The following is an 18,818-nucleotide window of genomic DNA, read 5'->3' on the forward strand; positions in this document are numbered from 1 at the left end:
GTCGCGTGAATGCGACGTATGCGCGCAATCACAGTGGTGGGCTGGCCCTCCCTTGGCGTGTCCTGGCGAGCTCTGCGAAGGCCCGCTGGTACGGGGTTCCACACGATGAGCCGGCGCTGTCGGCCAGCAGCCGGTCCAGGTGCTGCCTGCCCACACTGATTTCGCCCATGGCTCACTCCCGTATCCTCCGGGCCCGGCCGCTCCAGGCCCTCGCTTCCGACGCTACGAGCCGGGTCTGACATTGGTCCCGGCCCGAGGCTCATTCCGGTTCTTAGGGGGAGCACACGAGCAGGCTATGGCGAGCGCTGATGGTGGTTCCTGCGGCGGTGATGCTCAGTACCGCAGGGACGACAACCGTGGCGTCGGCGGCGACCGGCACCCCGAGCGGCCCGCCTCCGTCGGGCGTCACGTGCGTGTCGACGACCGGAGCGAAGGCGTGCTTCGCAGCGTACGGAGACCGGGTCTGGGTCAAGGACACGAAGGCGAACGGACAGTCCGCCGCAGGCACGATCACGTCCGTACTCCCGGCGCACTGGGGTCGCGAGTGCTTCAACCACCGCGGTAAGGACGGCGGCTGGGTGATGTGCGATTTTGACGTTCCGGAAAACCAGAAGGGTCTGCTCTGGGCCGTCAACAACCCCTTCATCGGTAGCCAGGCGTATACGGAGATCTGGACCACCGACCCTGCCTGAGTCGCATGCGGTCGGCCGACGACGGTCGGGACGGGCGCGGAGCCGGTGGACCTGCGGGGTGGCCGGCGCGGGGAAGCGGGTGTGGGAGGCGGTGCCACGGGCACCTCGTCCTCAGTCGGTGCCCGGTTCGGCCGCGGTTTCGGCGCCCGCGCCCTCCTCGGGCCGCTTCTTCAGCGCCGTCCTGGCCGCCACGACTGCCGGCCCTTCGAGGGTGGCCCAGTACGGGTGGGCCGAGACCTCGATCGACAGTTCCACGACGAGGCGCCGCAGGCGGCTCTCCTCCGCCTTCTGTTCCTCGGTGTAGCCGGACGTGGCGGGAAACTCGTGCCGGTAACCGGAGTACTGCCCTTCGACGGCGGTCCAGCCCTCGGCGGGTACGACCGACCACGGCAGGGTCCGGCACAGTGCCCGGTACTGGGAGCGGGCCTGGTGGAGGCGCAGCTGGGCCTCGCGCAGATCGTCGGGGAAGTCATATTCGGCCACGACCAGAATGATACGCCTGTTCGAATATGGGGAGCGGGAACACGCTGGGCCGTGTCGCTGACACCGGGCCGACGGCATCGGCCGCCGCACGGACTCGGCCGCCGCTCGGGCATGCTCAGCCCGAAGGGGACGCGGACGAAGGTGGAGCGGGGGGAAGGTCGTAGATGTTGCCCGGAGTCACGATGCCGGTGATCGTCTTTGCGAAGAGCGTGCTGTTCTCGTTGCCCAGGTAGTCGTTGTCCGTGTTGCTCAGCACCACGAGCGTGGCCTTCGCCGACGGCAGGTAGACGACCACCGACTGGTAGCCGGGCAGCGATCCGTTGTGCCCCAACCAGCCGTGGTTGACGAAGATCCCCAGGCCGTAACCGGTTCCGGGGTAGCCGGTGGGCAGGGTCCGCAGCCGCTGGGCCTGGGTGGCGGGCTTCAGCAGGGTTCCCGTGGCGACGACGCGCCCCCACGTACGCAGGTCGTCCAGGTCCGAGATCATCGCTCCAGCGGCCCAGGCCCAGGACGGGTTCCAGTCGGTCGCGTCGGCCTGCTCGCCGTTCTCGGTCTGGGTCGTGTAGCCCTGGGCGTGCGGTTTCGGGAACTCCGCTCCGACCGGGAACAGCGTCCGCTCCAGACCGCTCGGCCGGAACACCTCCCGCTGCAGGAAGTCGCCGAGGCTCCGGCCGCTCACCTTCTCCACGACCAGGCCGAGCAGGATGGTGTTCGTGTTGCTGTACTGGAACTTCTGCCCCGGCGGGAAGTCCGCCGGGTGCTTGAAGGCGTAGCCGAGCAGCTGCTCGGGAGTGAAATCCCTGTCGGGGTCCGCCAGGAACGCCTTGTCGAAGTCGGGGTCCTCGCTGTACGAGAACAGTCCGCTGCGCATCTCGGCGAGCTGCCGGAGGCTGATCCCGTTCCCGCCGGGGACGCCCTGCAGGTACTCCGAGACCGGATCGTCGAGGCCGACCTTCCCCGCGTCCACCAGCCGCAGGAGCGCGGTCACGGTGAACGTCTTCGTCTCACTGCCGATCCGCATGTGCAGGTCGTCCGACATGGGGGCGCCACTGCTCTTGTCGGCGACCCCGAAGGACCGTACGTACTCGGCCTCCCCGGGGACGAAGAGCCCCACGATGACGCCGGGGACGCCTGCCTGCCGCCGCGTCCCCTCGATCGCCTTGTCGAGCCGAGCCGTCACGGCCGGGGTCAGCTCGCGCACCGGCGCGGCGGCCGAGGGCGTGGCGGAGGTCGCCGCCTCCGCGGGTGGGGCGGACGCGGTGGTGGGAGCGGTGCACGCCGTAAGGGCCAGCAGCCCCGTCGTGGTGAGCGCCGCCGTGATCCTGCGGTGGGCGGTCTGCGCGGACCCACGGCGTTCGGGCGTGCGCGTCATCCCAGTGCCTCTTTCCGCGGTGAGGTCGGTGCGACGGCATGCGGCCACCGGGAGGGCCGGAGGTGGGACGCGTGCCGTGGACAACGTACGCCGCGGGCGGGCTCGTTCCCGCGAGACCGGGCCCGGCACTGACCCGTTCGGCAGGGTGGACGCGTGGCTGACGCCGGCACCGGCACCGGCACCGCGGAGGTTGGGTCCCACGACGGCGGTGGGACCCGGCGGGACGGCGCTCGTCCGGTCCGCCCCGCGGTGAAGGGTTCACGGCCACCCGGCCGGGAGCGGACGGAAGGGCGCTCCCGCCGGGGAGCGCCCTTCTCGCCGTGCCGTGTTCCCGCTCAGGAAGAGGCGCCGGCCTTGCGGCGGCGGGTGAGGACCACGGTGCCGGCACCGAGGACCACGGCCGCACCGGCTGCGCCGGCGAGCGGTAGGGCCGATGACGAGCCGGTGCTGGCCAGGGATCCGGTGGATCCGCTGGGGGTGGTGGACGTGCTGGAAGTGGTGGCGCCCACCGCCTGGCTGGACGTGGAGCCCTGCGGGGTGGTGCCCGAAGTGCCCGGTGTGGTCTTGCTCGGGGTGACGGTGCCGCTCGTGGCCGGCTTGCTGCCCGCGGGCAGCGTCGTGAAGTCGTGCCAGAGGGCGATGTTCCCGCCGCAGGTGCCGTCGTTGTTGACGTACTGGCCGGAGACGAGGGCCGTGCCGTTGCCGGCGGGCGCCTTGGCGTCGACCGTGAGACGGACCTTGATGTCGGCGTGGGCGCCCTTCTTCAGCGGGGTGACGGATCCGAGGAAGTGGTCCTTCGCCACGTGCTTCCAGGCGGGCGAAGCAGCGGTGGACCACTGCACGCCGAAAAGGTCGTCGACGGTCTTGGTGCCGCTCTTGTCCGTCCCGTGGAAGAAGACCGACGGAAGGACCTTGTCCATCGTCTTGGCGGTGCCGTTGGTCACCCGGACGGTGAAGTCGACCGTGGACCCGGCGACGATCTCGGTCGGCAGGCCGGTGAGGGTCGTGGTGAGCTTGCCCTCGTAGACGCAGACGCGCTTCTCGGCGTCGGCGAGCGCCTCGTCGGCGGCCCTCTTCTCGGCGAGCGCGATGTCCACGGCCTTACGGGCCGCCGCCAGCTTGCGGCCCGCGTCGACCACGATGTCGTCCGCGGCCTTGCCGGCCTTGGCCGCTTCGGCGTCGGCTGCGGTCTTCCTGGCCTCGGCGGCCGTCGCAGCGGCTTCGGCGGCGGCCAGCTTCTTGTCCGCTTCCGCCTTCTCGTCCGCGGTGGCGGTCTCGGGCAGTGCCGCGCGAGCGGCCTTCGCCTCGTCCCGCTCCTTGTCGGCCGTGGCCTTCGCGGCGGCGGCGGCGGCCGCCTCCTTCCTGGCCTTCGCGGCGGCCACGGAGTGGGGCGCGTCGTCAGCCATTGCGGCCTCGACCGCGTTGACCGCCGCCTTCTCGGCGGCCACGGCCTCGTCGTACTTCTGCTGCGCCGCTGCGGCGGCCTTCCGCAGGTCCTCGACGGACGTCTTCCCGTCCCGCTGCTGCCCGGTCTGCGCGGTGACCGGCTTGGCATCGGCGTACACGGGGCTCACGGAGAGCAGGACGGCAGGCGTGGTGACGGCAGCGGCGACGGCCGTTGCCGCGATGCGGCGAATGGTCACGAGCACCCTTCTGGGGTCGGAAGCGTGGGGACAGTCGCTGCGGAAGCCTCACGCTGAGCGACTGTCCGGTGATCGTATGACTCGGAAATGCCGGGAGGAAGCGAGATATCCGGTCCTGCCGACGGGTAGCACCGCATCACAGGGGGGCGAAAGCGATCGAGGTGGGACAGTTGCCCTCGATCTCACCGATTCTCGTGTGGTGTATGTCACCGATGGGGTCCGTGGCGTACGCGGCGAACAACCGCGCGGCGCCTCTCGGGCGTCCACCCTGCATGAGCAAGATACGGGAAGGCGTGCGGCAACTCATTCGGTTCGGACTGCTCCAGGCGCGCTGCTGCGCGTTCGCCGTCGCGCTCGTCGGCGGAATCGCCGCTTCCCGTCTGCTGCCCGAACTTCCCGTCGCACGCTATGACTTGGTGCTGGTCTACGGGGTAGGGCTTGCTGTGGTGGCGCGTTGGGTGGGCTGGGACAGCAAGCGGGACACCGTGGTGATCGCCGGGTGTCATCTCGTCGGTCTGCTGTTCGAGTTGGTCAAGGTGCAGCTCGGGTCCTGGAGTTACCCGGAGGACGCGCTGACGAAGGTCGCCGGCGTGCCGCTCTACGGCGGGTTCCTCTATGCGGCGGTGGGTAGTTACGTCTGCCGCGCCTGGCACCTGCTCGACCTGCGGTTGACCGGCTACCGGGCGTCCGCCATGGCGTGGCTCGCCGGCGCGGTCTACCTGAACTTCTTCACCCACCACTGGCTCCCGGACGTCCGTTGGCTGTTGGCCGCGGCGATGCTCGGGGCGACCGCGGGGACCTGGGTCGCCTACCGGGTCGGTGCGCTCACCTACCGCATGCCCCTCGCGCTCGGCTTCGTCCTGATCGGCTTCTTCCTGTGGGTGGCGGAGAACGCCGCCACGTACGCCGGAGCGTGGAGCTACCCGGACCAGTTGGACGGTTGGCGGCCCGTATCGGTCGCGAAGTTCGGGGCGTGGGCGCTGTTGATCAGTGTGACGTTCGTGATCGCCGAGCGGGCCAGGAGGCGTGGGGCGGCGACTTCGCCGGTCAGCGGTCCGTGAGGCGGGCCGCCGAGGTGATGGTGGCGCGCGCCTCGCGTTCGGTGAGTCCGATGCGCACGGCGGCGTCCGTGAGTGCGTCCGTGAGTGCGTCGGCGAGTGCGTCCGCGAGCGCTTCGCCGATGCCGTTCTCGTAGGCCCGGCACGCCGCCCAGAACAGTCGGGTGTTGCGTGTCCTTCGTGGGCGGCCAGTACGAACCGCACGAGCGCCCGGCCGCGGGGTGCCCGTGTCGGTGCGGTGCGGTGCGGTGTGGTGGGCGTGCGCGGGCGCTGCGATCAGGCGGAGCAGTGCGTCGGGGACGGCTCGGCAGGCCATTCCCCGTGGCGCCCGGGCGTCGATGGTGGACGGGGTCGTCGCGATCGACGTGGGGTTTCGGGTCGCTCAGGAGGTTTATCGACATGTCATCACGCTTGAGGGGGAATGCGGTCTCTGCCGTGGTTCGGCCGGGATCCGCTGGGCAACTCTGATCTCGCGACGTCGTGAGAAGTAGCCGGGGCGGTTGGCCAACTACCCGGTGGAGAGGCTCGGTTCCCGAGCTTCCCGGGTTTCCCGCAGTTGTGCGGTTCCGTGTCTCCGATACGCATCGGAGGCGCCGTCCATCACTGGAGGAATAAGACATGGCAAGCATCCGTACCGCCCGCACCCTGGTCGCCGTCGTCGCGCTGCCGCTCGCCACCGCCCTCTTCGGCGGGGTGGCGCAGGCCGACAACGGGGCTCTCGCGGACGACGGATCGAACGCGGCCGTGGCCACGATCAGCGGTAGCGGTGTGGGCGGGGACAACTCCGGTAGCTCGTCCACCACCCAGCAGGTGGCCACCGGGTCCGGTGCCTCCAACCAGAACAACACGGCCCAGGTGAACGGGCCGGGATTCGCGGCGATCGACCAGTCGAACGAGAACATTGCGGTGAACTTCTTCAACTTCTGGTAGGCGGCCGACGGGGGGCCGGGGGGTGGAGGGGAGGGCTTCGGGCGGGGGGTCCGGTGGCGGGGATCGGCGGGGGTGGTGGACGGGGGGGTGACGGGGAGAGGGTCTGGCCGATGGGGTGAAGGGCGGTCTGTGCGGCGCTGCTCCGGTACCGCCGCACAGACCGTTTTCGGCCGGGCGGGGGTGTCCCGGGGGTTCCGTGCGCGACCTTGACAGGCGCAAGCTTTCTGACGGACAGTCAGAAAAGCTCGGATCGCCGCGGGCCCCGCCCGCCACGCACCGCTCCCTCTCCCGTGCCGCCCCGGAGGCCGCCGCCGTGCACCTCGCCCCGACAGAGCGCCAGCAGCGGCTGCGCGCCGAACTGCGTTCGTACTTCCGCGCCCTGATGCCGGACGGCCCCCCGGCCGCCGGCGACGGCGCGGGGCAACGCCGACTGCTCCGGCGCATCGGTGCCGACGGGTTGCTGGGCCTCGGCTGGCCCGTCGCGTACGGCGGCCAGGGTCGTGGCGCCGACGAGCAGTTCGTCTTCTTCGACGAGGCCTACCGCGCGGGAGCGCCCGTCTCCATGGTCACGCTGAACACCGTCGGCCCCACCCTGATGAGGTACGGGACCGAGGAGCAGAAGTCCCGCCTCCTGCCGGGGATCCTGCGCGGCGAGGACGTCTTCGCCATCGGGTACAGCGAGCCGGCGGCCGGGACGGACCTCGCCTCGCTGCGCACGAAGGCGGTGCGGGACGGGACGGAGTGGGTGATCGACGGACAGAAGGTCTTCACGTCGAACGCCCAGCACGCCGACTGGATCTGGCTCGCCTGCCGCACCGATCCGCAGGCGCCGAAGCACCGGGGGATCTCGATCGTCCTGGTGCCGACCGACGCCCCGGGTTTCTCCTGGACACCCATCGAGACCGTCGGCGGGCTCACGACGACGGCGACGTACTACGACGGGGTGCGCGTCCCCGCAGGCAATCTGGTCGGTGCCGAGAACGGCGGCTGGGGGTTGATCACCAACCAGCTGAACCACGAGAGGGTCGCCCTCGCCGCGATCGGCATGCAGGCCGAGGACTTCGCGGCGGCGGCGCTCGACCGGGCCCGCACTCCCGATCCGGGGACGGGGGCGCGTCCGCTCGACGAGCCGTGGGTACGGTCCCGCATCGCCGAGGTGCACGCCCGGCTGGCGGCCACCCGACTCCTCAACTGGCGCCTGGTGGGGGACGTGGCCGCCGGCCGGCTCGCTCCCGGAGACGCCAGCGGGGTGAAGTTCGCCGGAACAGAGTCGGCCGTCGAGGTGTACCGGATGTGCCAGGAGATCACCGGGGAAGCGGGGCTGGTGCGCAGCGGCTCTCCGGGTGCCGTCGCCGGCGGGGAGCTGGAGCGGATGAACCGGGCTGCGCAGATCAACACCTTCGGGGGCGGGGTGAGCGAGGTGCAGCGGGAGATCGTCGCGACGATGCGGCTCGGCATGCGGAGGGGACCGCGGTGAGCGAGGACCTGCACGCCCGGCTCAAGGAGTACGAGGGCAGGTCCGCCGCCACGGCCGTGGTCGGCAAGGACGTCGTCAACGAGGCGATGATCAGGCACTGGTGCGAGGCGATGGGCGATCTGAACCCCGCCTACGCGGGTCCGGACGCGATCGCGCCGCCGACCATGCTGCAGGCCTGGACGATGGGCGGGCTGTCCGGGCACGCCGACCGCTCGGGGGCGTACGACGAGTTGTCCGCACTGCTCGACGCGGCTGGCTGCACCTCCGTGGTGGCGACCGACTGCGAGCAGGAGTACCTGAGGCCGTTGCGGCCGGGCGAACGCATCACCTTCGACGCGGTGATCGAGTCGGTGTCCGACCGCAAGACGACGAGGCTGGGGACGGGGTACTTCGTCACCACGCGGACGGATGTCCGGGCGGACGGCGAGCTGGCCGGGACGCACCGCTTCCGCATCCTCAAGTACGCGCCGGCCGCCGCCCGTACGGCATCGGGGCGGGCGGCGGCATCGGGGCGGGCGGCGGGGCCCGAGCCGAATGCCCTCAGGCCCCGGCCGGTGATCAACCGGGACACCGCAGGATTCTGGGAGGGCGTCGCCGCGCACAAGCTGCTGATCCAGCGGTGCGGGGCGTGCAGGACGCTCCGCTTCCCCTGGCTGCCCGGGTGCGGAGCGTGCGGCTCGCCGGACTGGGACACCGTCGAAGCGGGTGGCGACGCCACGGTCTACTCCTACGTGGTGATGCACCACCCACCGTTCCCCGCCTTCGACCCTCCCTACGCCGTCGCCCTGGTCGAACTGGCCGAAGGCGTACGGATGATCAGCAATGTCATCGGGGTGCCGTACGACAGGGTGCGGATCGGGATGCCGGTGCGGCTGGAGTTCCTGCGGGCCGACGACGAGCTGGAACTGCCGGTGTTCCGCGCCGTCGGAGAGGACGTTTCCCCCGGCGCTCCTGCCGGGCCGGAAGGAGCGCTCTGACATGGACTTCACCCCGACCGAGGAGCAGACCGCCGCCCGCGACCTCGCCGCGCGGATCTTCGGCGACCTGTCCGGCCACGAGCGACTCGCCGCGGCGGGTACCGGGAGCGACCCCGAGCTGTGGAAAGAGCTGTGCTCCGCCGGCCTCACGGCGTCCGTCGAGGAGACCGGGCTGCTCGGCCTCGTGCTGCTGCTGGAGGAACAGGGGCGCACCACCGCGCAGGTCCCCCTCGCGGTCAGCTGTGCGTACGGGGTGCTCGCGGTCGCCAGACACGGTACGCGGGCGCAGCGCGCCCGGCTGCTGCCCGCCCTGCGGGACGGGTCGGCCGTCGCGACGGGCGCCTTCCCGGCGCCCGGAGCGGTCCGCGCGGACGACGCCGGGCGGCTGACCGGCACGGTGATCTGGGTGCCTTGGCTGAGGGACGCCACCCATGTGCTGGTGCCGGACGCCGATCGGGCGCTGTGGTGGGTGCGGACGGCCGGGGCCGTGACCGCGCGGGTGGAGACCACCGCGCCCTGGGCGGCTGCCCGGCTCACCCTGGACGGTACTCCCGGTGAGCGGCTCGGCGGCGACGACGCGTACGAGGACGTCCTCACCGTGGCCCGCACCGCCTTCGCGGCGCTCCAGGCGGGCGTGTGCGCGGGTGCGCTCGCCCGCGCCGTGGCGCACACGTCGGTGCGGGAGCAGTTCGGCCGTCCGCTCGCCACGCACCAGGCCGTGCAGCTCCGGGCCGCCGACGCGTACATGGACACGGAGGCGATCCGGGTCACCGCCTACGAAACGGCCTGGCGCCATGACGAAGGGCTGCCGTGCGCCACGCACGCGCTGATCGCCGCCTGGTGGGCGTCCGAGGCGGGGAAGCGGGTCGTCCACACCGTGCAGCACCTCCACGGAGGGCTCGGCGCGGACGTGGGCCACCCCGTCCACCGGCACTTCCTGTGGGGGCGCCAGCTCGACGCCCATCTGGGCGGAGGTCCCAGGCTCCTGGACGAACTGGGCGGGTTGCTCGCTGAGGAGGCGACGGCATGAGCGGGACGACGGACGGCGGCCCGCGGGTGGGGGACGAGCTGACACCGCTCACCATCCCGATCACCCGCACGTTGATCGTCGCGGGGGCCATCGCCTCCCGGGACTACCAGGACGTGCACCACGACGCTGAGCTCGCACGGGAGAAGGGGTCCCCGGACGTCTTCATGAACATCCTGACGACCAACGGTCTCGTCGGACGGTTCGTCACGGACCACTTCGGCCCGCTGGCCGTGCTGCGTGCGGTCGCGATACGCCTGGGGGTGCCCAACTACCCCGGGGACACGATGACGTTGACCGGCACGGTGACCGACGTCGACGAGGAGTGCGCCCGGGTCCGGATCACCGGTGCGAACGGCCTCGGTCACCACGTCACGGGCACGGTGACCGTGAGCGTCCCCGCAGCCGCAACACCTTCCCGGGACCCGGCCGCAACCGCCGAAGGTCCGGCGCAGGGAGCCACCCGGGCCGGGAGGGACCCGGAACAGGAGGTCAGGGCATGAGCGTGCGCAGGAGGGACGCGCTCGGAGGCCGGGCCGCCGTCGTCGGGATCGGGGCGACCGAGTTCTCCAAGGACTCCGGGCGCAGCGAACTCACGCTGGCCGCCGAAGCGGTCAGGGCCGCGCTCGACGACGCCGGGCTCTCCCCGGCCGACGTGGACGGCATGGTCACCTTCACCATGGACACCAGCCCCGAGATCACCGTCGCCCAGGCGGCCGGGATCGGCGAGCTGTCGTTCTTCTCCCGGGTGCATTACGGCGGCGGCGCGGCGTGCGCCACGGTCCAGCAGGCGGCTCTCGCGATCGCCGCCGGAGTCGCCGAAGTCGTCGTCTGCTACCGCGCTTTCAACGAGCGGTCGGGCCGCCGGTTCGGTGCCGGGGTGCAGCGGCGGGAGCCGTCGGCGGAGGGGGCGGCACTCGGCTGGGGCCTGCCCTTCGGCCTTCTCACCCCCGCCTCCTGGGTGGCCATGACGGCGCAGCGCTACCTCCACGCGTACGGGCTGACCCCGGACGCGTTCGGGCACGTCGCCGTGACCGCCCGGCGTCACGCGGCCCTCAATCCCGCCGCGTACTTCCACGGCAGGCCCATCACCCTGGCCGAGCACGCCGCTTCCCGGTGGATCGCCGAACCGCTCAGGCTGCTCGACTGCTGCCAGGAGACGGACGGCGGTCAAGCCGTCGTGGTGACCTCCGTCGAGCGTGCCCGGGCGCTGCCCCGGCCGCCCGCCGTGATCGTGGCGGCGGCCCAGGGCGCCGGCCGGGCCCAGGAGCAGATGACCAGCTACTACCGTGACGGCCTGACGGGACTGCCCGAGATGGGGGTGGTCGCCCGCCAGTTGTGGCGGAGCTCGGGCCGGGGCCCCGGCGATGTCGACGTGGCCGTGCTCTACGACCACTTCACCCCCTTCGTGCTGATGCAGCTGGAGGAGTTCGGCTTCTGCGAGCCGGGCGAGGCCGCGGACGTCGTGGCCGCGGACGCCCTTCCCCTCAACACCCACGGGGGCCAGTTGGGCGAGGCGTACCTGCACGGGATGAACGGCATCGCGGAGGCGGTCAGGCAACTGCGCGGCACGTCCGTGAACCAGCATCCCGGCGCCGCCACGGTCCTGGTCACGGCCGGAACGGGCGTCCCGACCTCCGCACTGCTCCTCGGCGCGGACGGTTAGGCGTCGAACGGGCCGGACGGTCGGCCGCGCACGGTGCGGCGCCGTGGACCACCGGCCGCGTCCGCGGGCACGGCCGCCCCCGTGGGAAGGCACCGCCACCCGCGCACGCCGGTCCGGAAGCCGGGCCCTCGGCCCGGTACTGCGCCGGACGCGGCGCCCGCCCGCGCCCCGGCGGGTGTCCGGCAGGGGCACCGCGGCCTACGGTCCCATCCCTGCCGAAAGGCGCAGCTTCCTCCACCCATAGGAGGTCGGGTCAGCCTCACCCGTACAACCTGAGGCGGACCCCGTTTCGGGACCTGGGGCCGATCCCTGTGGGAACGCCCGCTCCTAGCGTGGAGCCATGACCACGCCAGTCTGCACGGCCGCCTCCACGGCCGCCGTGCCGCCGCCCTTCTACCCGTCGTTCTCGTCGTACGTACGGGCACGGGGGCCCGTGCTGCTGCGCGCCGCCCGGTCGCTCACCGCGAACCCGAGCGACGCCGAGGACCTGTTGCAGACCGCGCTCGCCAAGACCTACGTCGCCTGGGAGCGCATCGAGGACCACAGGGCACTCGACGGCTACGTCCGCCGCGCGCTCCTCAACACCCGCACCTCGCAGTGGCGCAAGCGCAAGGTCGACGAGTTCGCGTGCGACGAGCTGCCCGAGCCGTCCGGGGTGCCCGAGCCCGACCCGGCCGAGCGGCAGGTGCTGCACGACGCGATGTGGCGGGCCGTGATGAGGCTTCCGGACCGGCAGCGTGCCATGGTCGTCCTGCGCTACTACGAGGACCTCAGTGAAGTCCAGACCGCCGAGGTCCTCGGCGTCTCGGTCGGTACCGTCAAGAGTGCGGTCTCGCGTGCGCTGGCCAAGCTCCGTGAAGATCCGGAGCTCTCCCCGGTGCGGTGAAAAGGGGTGACCGGCGCCGCTCCGGGCAGCCGATGAGACGGGTCCGCTCCGCTTTTCGTACCCGGGGGTAGTGACATACCGATCGGTATGTGCGCAGAATCTGCACACCCCTACCGCCAGAGGGAGCCGGCGGCGGCTCCCCTGCGAAACGCTGCGCGCCCACCGGGAGGACGCCGTGCTGAGCACCATGCAGGACGTACCGCTGACCTTGACCCGCATCCTGACCCACGGGATGACGATCCACGGGGACTCACAGGTCACCACGTGGACCGGGGAACAGGAGCCACAGCGGCGCAGCTACCGCGAGATCGGGGAACGCGCGGCCCGGCTGGCGCACGCCCTGCGCGACGACCTCGGTGTCGAGGGCGACGAGCGGGTCGCCACCCTGATGTGGAACAACGCGGAACACGTCGAGGCCTACTTCGCGATCCCCTGCATGGGCGCCGTCCTGCACACCCTCAACCTGCGGCTGCCCGCCGAACAACTGGTCTTCATCGTCAACCACGCCGCGGACCGCGTGGTCATCGTCAACGGCTCCCTGCTGCCGCTGCTCGCACCGCTGCTCCCGCACCTGCCGACGGTCGAGCACGTGGTGGTGTCAGGTCCCGGCGACCGTTCGCTGCTGGACGGCTCGGACGCCCGGGTGCACGAGTACGAGGAGCTGCTCGCCGGCAAGCCGAGCGGGTACGACTGGCCCGACGTGGACGAGCGGGCGGCCGCGGCGATGTGTTACACCTCGGGCACCACCGGTGACCCCAAGGGTGTCGTCTACTCCCACCGTTCCATCTACCTGCACTCGATGCAGGTCAACATGGCGCAATCGATGGGGCTCACCGACGGCGACACCAGCCTGGTGGTCGTCCCGCAGTTCCACGTGAACGCCTGGGGCCTCCCCCACGCCACGCTGATGTCGGGTGTGAACATGCTCATGCCGGACCGCTTCCTGCAGCCCGGCCCGCTCGCCGAGATGATCGAGAGGGAGCGTCCGACACACGCGGCGGCCGTCCCGACCATCTGGCAGGGCCTCCTCGCCGAGCTCACCATGAAGCCGCGTGACGTGAGCTCCCTCACCCAGGTCACCATCGGCGGCTCCGCCTGCCCGCCCTCGCTCATGGAGGCGTTCGACAAGCTGGGCATGCGCGTCTGCCACGCATGGGGCATGACGGAGACCTCGCCGCTCGGCACGATCGCCAGGCCGCCGGCCCACGCGGTGGGCACCGACGCCGAGTTCGCCTACCGCCTCACCCAGGGGCGTTTCCCGGCCGGCGTCGAAGCCCGGCTGCGCGGACCCGGCGGGGAGCTGCTGCCCTGGGACGGCGACTCGGCCGGTGAGCTGGAGGTACGCGGACCGTGGATCGCGGGCGCCTACTACGGCGGAGCGTCCGGACAGGCCATCAAGCCCGCCGACAAGTTCAGCGAAGACGGCTGGCTGAAGACCGGTGACGTCGGCGTCATCAGCGCGGACGGCTTCCTCACCCTCACCGACCGGGCCAAGGACGTCATCAAGTCCGGTGGCGAGTGGATCTCCAGCGTCGAGCTGGAGAACGCGCTGATGGCCCACCCGGACGTCGTGGAGGCAGCGGTCGTCGCCGTGCCCGACGAGAAGTGGGGCGAGCGGCCGCTGGCCACGGTGGTGTTGACCGAGGCGTCGACCGCGGACTACGCGTCGCTGAAGGACTTCCTCGCCGGGAAGATCGCCAAGTGGCAGCTCCCGGAGCGCTGGACGATCGTCCCGTCCGTCCCGAAGACGAGCGTCGGGAAGTTCGACAAGAAGGTGATCCGCCGACAGTACGCGGACGGCGAGCTGGACGTCACCGAACTGCGGTAGGCGGTGCGCGGGTGCAGGGCCGCCCGTGCGCCCTTCCGGCCCGGCGCACACCACCGCGCACCGGGCCGGGCCCCGTTCGGAGCCGGACGGAACGCCCGCGGCGCCGGGAGTGCGTGGCCGCGCGCCGCGCACCGGGGTGCGGATCGGGAGTGCGCCTGCCCGCGGCCTTGCCGCTGCCGGTCGGCGGCACGGCCCGCCGCCGTCGGCGGGAACCTGACCGAGCCCTACTAGTTCGTACCGATCTTCGCGAGCAGATCGACGATCCGGCCCTGGACCTCTGCGCTCGTGGACCGTTCCGCGAGGAACAGCACCGTCTCGCCCGACGAGAGCTTGGGCAGCTCCGCCTGGTCCAGCCCCGCCGACGTGTAGACGACGAGCGGGGTGCGGTTCAACTGCCCGTTGGCGCGCAGCCAGTCGATGATCCCCGCGCGTCGGCGGCGCACCTGCATCAGGTCCATCACGACCAGGTTGGGCCGCATCTGCTGGGCGAGGGTCACCGCTTCCGCGTCCGCACCGGCCCGTGCGACCTGCAGGCCGCGCCGCTCCAACGTGGCGGTCAGCGCCGCCGCGATGTCGTCGTGCTCCTCGATCAGCAGCACCCGTGACGGATGCTGCTCGCTGTCACGCGGTGCCAGCGCCTTGAGCAGTACGGCGGGATCAGCCCCGTACGCCGCCTCGCGCGTGGTCTGACCCAGACCGGCCGCGAGCAGTACCGGCACCTCGGCCGCCACCGCCGCCTGGCGCAGCGACTGGAGCGCGGTGCGCGTGATCGGCCCGGTCAGGGGGTCGACGAACAGCGCAGCGGGGAACGCGGCGATCTGCGCGTCCACCTCCTCGCGCGAGTGGACGATCACAGGGCGGTAGCCGCGGTTGCTCAACGCCTGCTGCGTGGCGACGTCCGGTGCGGGCCAGACCAGCAGCCGGCGCGGGTTGTCCAGCGGCTCCGGCGGCAGCTCGTCGTCCACGGGCAGGGGCGCGGGCCGGTTCGCCACCTCGACGGCGCCGCCGGGCCCGTCGAGCGGTTCCGGCCCTTCGGTGGAACCTTCGTCCGGGGCGCCGATGGCGTAGGCGCGGCCCTCGGAGGACGAGGGGATGCGCTGCTGGGGCTGCGGATGCGGTCGTGCGGCCGCCTCGGGCAGCGCACGCTCGGCCCGTTCGCCCTCCGGCGGCGTGGCCAGCTTGCGGCGACGCCCCGAACCGAGCGTGTGGTTCTGCCCGGTGGCCGCGGCGGGCGGCTGCGGCTCCTGAGGGGCCTGGGTGCCGGCCGGGGCCTGTTGGCCCTGCTGCGTGATCCGCTGGGCCAGGGGCACGCCCTGCCCGAGCGTCTTCACACTGAAGGACCTGCCCAGAGAAGCGTCCGGGTCCACGGTGCCCTCGGGCGACGGCGCGGCACCCGGCTCGGGCAGCGGGAGCGGCGTCGGCGTCTGCGTCGACGGCTGTACCGGTGTCGACGGCTGTACCGGTGCCTCGGCCGGCAGTGGCTGGGCCGTGCGCGACGCCGCCGGAGCGGGCACGGCGGGCGGCAGCGGGACCGAGCCGGTATCACCGGACGCCGGTGTGGCGGCGGGGGGCGTCGCTGGAGAGGCCGCGGGCGAGGGGAGTCCCTGGGCGGGGGTGTCGCCCTCGGCGGGACGCCCTCGCCGGCGTCCCGTCGGCACGGGGTGCGGCTGCGCCGGAGTGTGGTCGGCGTCCGGTCCGCCGCCGGGCGGGGCGTCGTGGCCCTGCTCGTGGCCCCCCGACTCGGGCGCGCGGTCCGCCCCGGCCGGTGGCAGTGCGAACGCGGACCGTGCCTCCTCGGCCCCCGCTGCGGGCCGGGAGCGGTCCTGCGCGGTGCCGAGCGCCCGCCGCGCTCGCCGACCTCCCGGCTGCGTGCCCGTACCGACGGGCTGCAGCGCCTCGGCTCCGACGCCACGGCCCTGGGATGCGTCCTGCGTGGGCTGTTCGTGCTGCGCGTGCGGCGCGGGCTGGGCATCGGATGCGGGTTGACGGTTCTGCTCGGGCCGAACGTCCCGGGCCGGCGGCGCCGATGGCTCCGGCTGCGCCCCCTGCGAGGGCGGGGCAGGCAGCGCGGGTTGTGCGGTCGGTGGGGTCGGTGCGGTCGGTGTGGTCGGTTCGCTTCCGGCTCCGGGCGAGAGCTCCGCCACGGGCCCGGACGGCGTGCCGGCGGCAGGAGTCGCGGTGGGAGCCGTACCCCCACCTGATCCACCGTCCGCCCGGGGCGCGGCGCCCGACTCGATCGCCGCCACGGCGCCCGTCTCCTGCTCCCCGGACGCCTCAGGCACAGGACGCGCCGGAGCCGCCGGGGACAGCGCGGCGAGCGCGCCCTGGGGGCGGCGGGCACGACGCCCCGTGCCCGCATGGCCCGCAGCCTCGGGCCCCACTCCCTGCGGGGGGACTGCCTCGCCCAGCGCGGGCCGGGCAACACTCGCCTCGGCCGCGGTCACCACCGATCCCGTGGCGGGCAGGACCGGAGCCCCCGTCTCGGCGGGGCTGGGACGCCCGCGTCGACGGCCCGTGCCGCCCCCGGCCCCCGGACCGTCCGCAGCACCGCTTGCACCGTTCGTCGCGTTGTCGGCCGACGGTTCGGGGCGGGCGCGGCGCCGGCCCGAAGGCTCGACGGACGGCTCCGGAGCGGCGGGGCCCTCCAGGAACGCGTCCGTGGACGCGCGCCGTGCGCGGCGCCGTCCACCTCCCGACGTCTGCGCAGCGGGCAGGGCGGGCGCGCCCTCCTGGACCGGCGGTGGTGCAACCGTGCCGGCGCCCGCGCCCAGCGGCACCTCCAGCACGTACGCGTTGCCGCTCATGCCCGGCACCTCGTGCGTCTGCAACACACCGCCGTGCGCGGCCACGATGCCGCGGACGATCGGCTCGTGCACCGGGTCGCCGCCGGCGTACGGTCCGCGCACCTCGATCCGTACGACGTCACCGCGCTGGGCTGCCGCGACCACGATCGTCGAGTCGACGTACCCGCCCGGCTGCGCGACCGCGCGGGCCTTGCCCGTCGAGTCCACTCCGGCGACATCGGCGACCAGGTGTGCCAGCGCCGTCGACATCCGTGCCGCGTCCACCTCGGCCTCGATCGGCGGGGCGTGCACGGCGAACTGGGCCCGGCCCGGGCCGATCAGCTCGACCGCGCCCTCCACGCCCGCCGCCACGACGGCGTCGAGCAGCACCGTCGCCTTGGCCAGCGTCTCGGATCCGGCGTGCAACCGCTGGAAGCCGAGCACGTTGTCGACGAGCGTGGTCATCCGGGCGTAGCCCGCGGCGAGGTGGTGCAGGATCTGGTTGGCCTCCGGCCACAGCTGCCCGGCCGGGTCGGCGGCCAGCTTGCCCAGCTCGCCGCGCAGCTCCTCCAGCGGGCCGCGCAGCGCATCGCCCAGCACCGCGGTCAGCTGGGCGTGCCGGGCGGTCAGCCCCGCCTCCCGCTGGTCCCGTTCCTCGATCTCCGTCGCGTAGCGCTCGGCCCGGTCGGCCAGCTCCGCGGCGTACTTCTCGTCCCGCTCGCTGAGCTCCGCGGCGTACTTCTCGTCGCGTTCCGCCAGCTCGGCCTTGTGCCGCTCGTCCCGTTCCGCCACCTCCGCGGCGTGCTGCGCCGTCAGCTCCTCGAACGGCCGGCGGTCGGTGAAGGTCAGCACCGCGCCGACCAGCTGGTCGCCGTCCCGCACCGGCGCGGTGGTCAGGTCGACCGGCACCGGCTTGCCGTTCTTCGCCCACAGCACCTGCCCCCGCACCCGGTGCTTGCGTCCCGACCGGAGGGTGTCCGCAAGCGGCGATTCGTCGTAGGGGAAGGGCTCGCCGTCCGGCCTCGAATGCAGGACGAGCGTGTGCAGTTCCTTGCCGCCGAGGTCGCTGGCGCGGAAACCGAGGATCTGTGCCGCGGCCGGATTGACGAGCACGACCCGCCCGTCCGTGTCCGTACCGACGACGCCTTCCGCTGCGGCGCGCAGGATCATCTCGGTCTGCCGCTGGGAGCGGGCGAGTTCGGCCTCGGTGTCGACGGTGCCGGAAAGGTCACGGACGACCAGCATCAGCAGCTCGTCGCCGGTGTAGCCGCCGCTTCCGCTGCCGGAGTGGGCGTAGGCTGCGCGGCCGTCCTCCAGGCTCGCGCTGGTGACCTCCACGGGGAACTCCCCGCCGTCGGTGCGCCGCGCGACCATCCGGGTCGGCTTGGTGCGGCCCCGCTCGTCGGCCGCGTCGGGACGTCGCATCGAGCCGGGGATCAGCTTGGAGTCGAAGGACGGGAGGAGGTCGAGCAGGCCGCGGCCCACCAGCGCCGTGCCCGGAGTCTCGAACATCTCCAGCGCGATGGTGTTGGCGTTGACGACCGTGCCGTTGCAGTTGACGAGCACGAGCCCGTCCGGGAGAGCGTCGAGTATGGCGGCGAGGCGAGCAGCGCCTCGGGATGGCCTGCTGCTCACGACGGCGCTTCCTCCCTGACCTACAGCATCTTTCGGACGGCCGGCCCACCCATCTTGCTCCTCGGGGCCGCGGCCTGTCACTGGAGGGAGTCTAAAGGCAGGGGGTGCGGCCGCGGCGGTGGATGAGGGGGAGCTCTCACCAAGGTTCTGTGTACACGGAGTCGTACACGCAGTGGTCATGCGCCCCCGGGTGCGCCCGGCGGCCCGAGCACGGCCCGGTCGACACCCGACCACGGCCCGGACTCGGCAGCCCGACCAGCCGGTGCGGATGGCGTCCGAACGCGGTACGGCCCCGGGTGCGGCCTGGCGTCCTCATTCCGGGCCCGGTGACGGCACGGAGCGGGGGAGGCGTCTGGCGGGC

General features: G+C 72.6%; 15 protein-coding genes and 1 pseudogene. 10 read left to right on the top strand and 6 right to left on the bottom strand.

Annotation, left to right across the window (positions count from 1 at the left end; all coding sequences use genetic code 11):
- Window positions 1-28: 28 nt before the first annotated feature.
- Window positions 29-169, bottom strand: coding sequence for a hypothetical protein (locus ACFXOM_RS26490; RefSeq protein ID WP_384940671.1), 141 nt, complete (start codon window positions 167-169; stop codon window positions 29-31).
- Window positions 170-413: 244 nt separating this feature from the next.
- Here ACFXOM_RS26490 and ACFXOM_RS26495 point away from each other — a divergent pair, with 244 nt between their 5' ends.
- Complete coding sequence (locus tag ACFXOM_RS26495) at window positions 414-692, top strand: hypothetical protein (protein ID WP_385039591.1); 279 nt, start codon at window positions 414-416, stop codon at window positions 690-692.
- Between the two features lie 111 nt (window positions 693-803).
- Here ACFXOM_RS26495 and ACFXOM_RS26500 read toward each other — a convergent pair whose 3' ends face one another.
- From ACFXOM_RS26500 to ACFXOM_RS26510, 3 genes are all read right to left on the bottom strand, one after another.
- Window positions 804-1,175, bottom strand: coding sequence for a hypothetical protein (locus tag ACFXOM_RS26500; protein ID WP_384940675.1), 372 nt, complete (start codon window positions 1,173-1,175; stop codon window positions 804-806).
- Between the two features lie 115 nt (window positions 1,176-1,290).
- Window positions 1,291-2,547 (bottom strand): serine hydrolase domain-containing protein, encoded by a 1,257-nt coding sequence (locus ACFXOM_RS26505; protein ID WP_384940676.1) that lies wholly within the window; start codon window positions 2,545-2,547, stop codon window positions 1,291-1,293.
- Between the two features lie 335 nt (window positions 2,548-2,882).
- A complete protein-coding gene (locus tag ACFXOM_RS26510) occupies window positions 2,883-4,190 on the bottom strand; it encodes an LPXTG cell wall anchor domain-containing protein (RefSeq protein WP_384940678.1) in 1,308 nt (435 codons plus the stop codon).
- 272 nt (window positions 4,191-4,462) lie between these two features.
- On the opposite strand from ACFXOM_RS26510, the gene ACFXOM_RS26515 reads away from it, so the two are divergent.
- Window positions 4,463-5,251 (top strand): DUF817 domain-containing protein, encoded by a 789-nt coding sequence (locus ACFXOM_RS26515; RefSeq protein WP_384940680.1) that lies wholly within the window; start codon window positions 4,463-4,465, stop codon window positions 5,249-5,251.
- Here the strand turns inward: ACFXOM_RS26515 and ACFXOM_RS26520 are convergent.
- Window positions 5,238-5,546 (bottom strand): annotated as a pseudogene (locus ACFXOM_RS26520) (DNA primase); the annotation flags it as partial. The gene ACFXOM_RS26515 and the pseudogene ACFXOM_RS26520 overlap by 14 nt on opposite strands.
- 320 nt (window positions 5,547-5,866) lie before the next feature.
- Here ACFXOM_RS26520 and ACFXOM_RS26525 point away from each other — a divergent pair.
- The 8 genes from ACFXOM_RS26525 to ACFXOM_RS26560 all read left to right on the top strand — a co-directional run bounded on the left by ACFXOM_RS26525 (window position 5,867) and on the right by ACFXOM_RS26560 (window position 14,039).
- Window positions 5,867-6,178, top strand: coding sequence for a hypothetical protein (locus tag ACFXOM_RS26525; RefSeq protein ID WP_384940681.1), 312 nt, complete (start codon window positions 5,867-5,869; stop codon window positions 6,176-6,178).
- A 313-nt stretch (window positions 6,179-6,491) separates the two neighbouring features.
- Window positions 6,492-7,655, top strand: coding sequence for an acyl-CoA dehydrogenase family protein (locus tag ACFXOM_RS26530; RefSeq protein WP_384940810.1), 1,164 nt, complete (start codon window positions 6,492-6,494; stop codon window positions 7,653-7,655).
- Window positions 7,652-8,632 (top strand): bifunctional MaoC family dehydratase N-terminal/OB-fold nucleic acid binding domain-containing protein, encoded by a 981-nt coding sequence (locus tag ACFXOM_RS26535; RefSeq protein ID WP_384945729.1) that lies wholly within the window; start codon window positions 7,652-7,654, stop codon window positions 8,630-8,632. The genes ACFXOM_RS26530 and ACFXOM_RS26535 overlap by 4 nt, the downstream gene beginning before the upstream one ends.
- A gap of 1 nt (window position 8,633) precedes the next feature.
- The gene (locus ACFXOM_RS26540; protein ID WP_384940684.1) at window positions 8,634-9,662 is read left to right on the top strand and encodes an acyl-CoA dehydrogenase family protein; all 1,029 of its coding nucleotides are present in this window, start codon (window positions 8,634-8,636) and stop codon (window positions 9,660-9,662) included.
- On the top strand, window positions 9,659-10,162 hold the full coding sequence (locus ACFXOM_RS26545; RefSeq protein ID WP_384940686.1) for a MaoC family dehydratase: 504 nt from the start codon (window positions 9,659-9,661) through the stop codon (window positions 10,160-10,162). Before ACFXOM_RS26540 ends, ACFXOM_RS26545 begins: the two co-directional genes overlap by 4 nt.
- Window positions 10,159-11,325 (top strand): lipid-transfer protein, encoded by a 1,167-nt coding sequence (locus ACFXOM_RS26550; protein ID WP_384940688.1) that lies wholly within the window; start codon window positions 10,159-10,161, stop codon window positions 11,323-11,325. The genes ACFXOM_RS26545 and ACFXOM_RS26550 overlap by 4 nt, the downstream gene beginning before the upstream one ends.
- Before the next feature lie 340 nt (window positions 11,326-11,665).
- On the top strand, window positions 11,666-12,211 hold the full coding sequence (locus ACFXOM_RS26555; protein ID WP_384940690.1) for a SigE family RNA polymerase sigma factor: 546 nt from the start codon (window positions 11,666-11,668) through the stop codon (window positions 12,209-12,211).
- 175 nt (window positions 12,212-12,386) lie between these two features.
- Window positions 12,387-14,039, top strand: a complete 1,653-nt coding sequence (locus tag ACFXOM_RS26560; RefSeq protein WP_384940692.1) for a long-chain fatty acid--CoA ligase — start codon at window positions 12,387-12,389, stop codon at window positions 14,037-14,039.
- A 227-nt stretch (window positions 14,040-14,266) separates the two neighbouring features.
- Here ACFXOM_RS26560 and ACFXOM_RS26565 read toward each other — a convergent pair whose 3' ends face one another.
- Entirely contained in the window at window positions 14,267-18,457 is a 4,191-nt protein-coding gene (locus ACFXOM_RS26565; RefSeq protein ID WP_385039594.1) for a PAS domain-containing protein, read from the bottom strand.
- Window positions 18,458-18,818: the final 361 nt, after the last annotated feature.

The organism is Streptomyces sp. NPDC059169, assembly GCF_042755225.1.
Lineage (GTDB): Bacteria > Actinomycetota > Actinomycetes > Streptomycetales > Streptomycetaceae > Streptomyces.

Coding starts and splice junctions, on each gene's coding strand:
- ACFXOM_RS26490 (WP_384940671.1), bottom strand. CDS start 169: ATGGGCGAAATCAGTGTGGGCAGGCAGCACCTGGACCGGCTGCTGGCC.
- ACFXOM_RS26505 (WP_384940676.1), bottom strand. CDS start 2,547: ATGACGCGCACGCCCGAACGCCGTGGGTCCGCGCAGACCGCCCACCGC.
- ACFXOM_RS26515 (WP_384940680.1), top strand. CDS start 4,463: ATGAGCAAGATACGGGAAGGCGTGCGGCAACTCATTCGGTTCGGACTG.
- ACFXOM_RS26525 (WP_384940681.1), top strand. CDS start 5,867: ATGGCAAGCATCCGTACCGCCCGCACCCTGGTCGCCGTCGTCGCGCTG.
- ACFXOM_RS26540 (WP_384940684.1), top strand. CDS start 8,634: ATGGACTTCACCCCGACCGAGGAGCAGACCGCCGCCCGCGACCTCGCC.
- ACFXOM_RS26545 (WP_384940686.1), top strand. CDS start 9,659: ATGAGCGGGACGACGGACGGCGGCCCGCGGGTGGGGGACGAGCTGACA.
- ACFXOM_RS26550 (WP_384940688.1), top strand. CDS start 10,159: ATGAGCGTGCGCAGGAGGGACGCGCTCGGAGGCCGGGCCGCCGTCGTC.
- ACFXOM_RS26555 (WP_384940690.1), top strand. CDS start 11,666: ATGACCACGCCAGTCTGCACGGCCGCCTCCACGGCCGCCGTGCCGCCG.